At 75.1% G+C, this 1,975-nt stretch carries 4 protein-coding genes; 2 read left to right on the top strand and 2 right to left on the bottom strand.

What is annotated here, in order from left to right:
• Positions 1-87: 87 nt before the first annotated feature.
• Entirely contained in the window at positions 88-516 is a 429-nt protein-coding gene (locus tag KPL57_RS64825; RefSeq protein ID WP_226354446.1) for a DUF805 domain-containing protein, read from the bottom strand.
• 86 nt (positions 517-602) lie between these two features.
• Positions 603-965: a hypothetical protein gene (locus tag KPL57_RS64820; RefSeq protein WP_374204000.1), complete on the bottom strand. Its 363-nt coding sequence runs from the start codon at positions 963-965 to the stop codon at positions 603-605.
• A 53-nt stretch (positions 966-1,018) separates the two neighbouring features.
• Between KPL57_RS64820 and KPL57_RS64815 the strand changes: the two genes are divergently transcribed.
• Positions 1,019-1,381, top strand: coding sequence for a hypothetical protein (locus KPL57_RS64815; RefSeq protein ID WP_374204000.1), 363 nt, complete (start codon positions 1,019-1,021; stop codon positions 1,379-1,381).
• Positions 1,382-1,467: 86 nt separating this feature from the next.
• Positions 1,468-1,896: a DUF805 domain-containing protein gene (locus KPL57_RS64810; RefSeq protein WP_226354446.1), complete on the top strand. Its 429-nt coding sequence runs from the start codon at positions 1,468-1,470 to the stop codon at positions 1,894-1,896.
• Positions 1,897-1,975: the final 79 nt, after the last annotated feature.

The raw sequence follows: 1,975 nt of genomic DNA, 5'->3' as shown, positions 1-1,975 counted from the left end.
GGACCCGGGGAACGGGGCGACCCGGCGGCCGGAGAAGCCGGTCCGGCGCGGGTCCCGCGCCTGACCGGCCGGGTCCGGCCCGCTGCCTCAGCGGAACTGCGGCGGGACCCCGTACGGCCCGGCCTGCGGCGCGACGAACTGCGCGGGAGCACGCTCGGCGCGCTTCGGGTCGTCACCCCAGGCGTTCTGACGGTGCTCGCCGTCGGCCGCCAGCCACACGATCAGCAGCACCACCCCGACCAGCGGGACGAGGCCGATGAAGTACCACCACCCGCTGCGGCCGGTGTCGTGCAGCCGCCGCACCAGGAGCGCGATCGCGGGCACCAGGTGGACGAGTGCGACCACGGTCGCCAGCACCGGGGCGCCGAGCAGCTGCGTCGTCCCCAGGACCACGTCCAGGGTCCCGGCGACGAGGTAGATCCCCAGGTAGACCAGGGCGAACATCCAGTACTCGGCCCGCCGGGCGCGCCCCCGGAAGTCGGAGAACCCGCGCATCGCCTGCAGGTAGTACGTCATGACGTGGCCCCTCTCGCCGTGCGACCACGGGCTGGTCGCTCGGACGAGGGGATGCCGCCCGGGGGCCGGCCGTTACAGCGCGCGGGTCAGAAGAAGTCCCCGCCGAAGTCGGAGTCGTTGTCGAACAGGCCCCCGCCGTCGAAGCCGCCCTGGTCGGCGCCGTCGAAGCCGCCGTCGGCACCGCCGTCGAAGCCCGGGTCGTCGAGGGCGGCGCCGTCGGCGAACCCGTCGGCGTAGGCGGCCGGGTCGGCGCCGGCCATCCCGCTGAACAGCGAGGTGAACAGCAGCGCCGAACCGACACCCCAGGCCCCGGCGACGAGTGCGGGCTTCCACCACGGCTCGGAGTACCAGCCGCGCGGCACCGGACGCCCGGCGACGGTCCCGCCGGGGTAGTAGTGGCTGTTCCGGTCGGTCGGCCGCGGCGACGCGCCCAGGCTGCGGCCCTCCACCTCGACCTCGCGGTCCTCGGTGACCTGAGGTCACCGAGGACCGCGAGGTCGAGGTGGAGGGCCGCAGCCTGGGCGCGTCGCCGCGGCCGACCGACCGGAACAGCCACTACTACCCCGGCGGGACCGTCGCCGGGCGTCCGGTGCCGCGCGGCTGGTACTCCGAGCCGTGGTGGAAGCCCGCACTCGTCGCCGGGGCCTGGGGTGTCGGTTCGGCGCTGCTGTTCACCTCGCTGTTCAGCGGGATGGCCGGCGCCGACCCGGCCGCCTACGCCGACGGGTTCGCCGACGGCGCCGCCCTCGACGACCCGGGCTTCGACGGCGGTGCCGACGGCGGCTTCGACGGCGCCGACCAGGGCGGCTTCGACGGCGGGGGCCTGTTCGACAACGACTCCGACTTCGGCGGGGACTTCTTCTGACCCGCGCGCTGTAACGGCCGGCCCCCGGGCGGCATCCCCTCGTCCGAGCGACCAGCCCGTGGTCGCACGGCGAGAGGGGCCACGTCATGACGTACTACCTGCAGGCGATGCGCGGGTTCTCCGACTTCCGGGGGCGCGCCCGGCGGGCCGAGTACTGGATGTTCGCCCTGGTCTACCTGGGGATCTACCTCGTCGCCGGGACCCTGGACGTGGTCCTGGGGACGACGCAGCTGCTCGGCGCCCCGGTGCTGGCGACCGTGGTCGCACTCGTCCACCTGGTGCCCGCGATCGCGCTCCTGGTGCGGCGGCTGCACGACACCGGCCGCAGCGGGTGGTGGTACTTCATCGGCCTCGTCCCGCTGGTCGGGGTGGTGCTGCTGATCGTGTGGCTGGCGGCCGACGGCGAGCACCGTCAGAACGCCTGGGGTGACGACCCGAAGCGCGCCGAGCGTGCTCCCGCGCAGTTCGTCGCGCCGCAGGCCGGGCCGTACGGGGTCCCGCCGCAGTTCCGCTGAGGCAGCGGGCCGGACCCGGCCGGTCAGGCGCGGGACGCCGCTGACGACCGGCTCCCGGCCGCCGGTCGCCCCGTTCCCC

The organism is Pseudonocardia sp. ICBG601, from assembly GCF_020496245.1.
The sequence above is the reverse complement of the archived record's forward strand: the minus strand, read 5'-3'. Positions and strand labels throughout refer to the sequence as shown.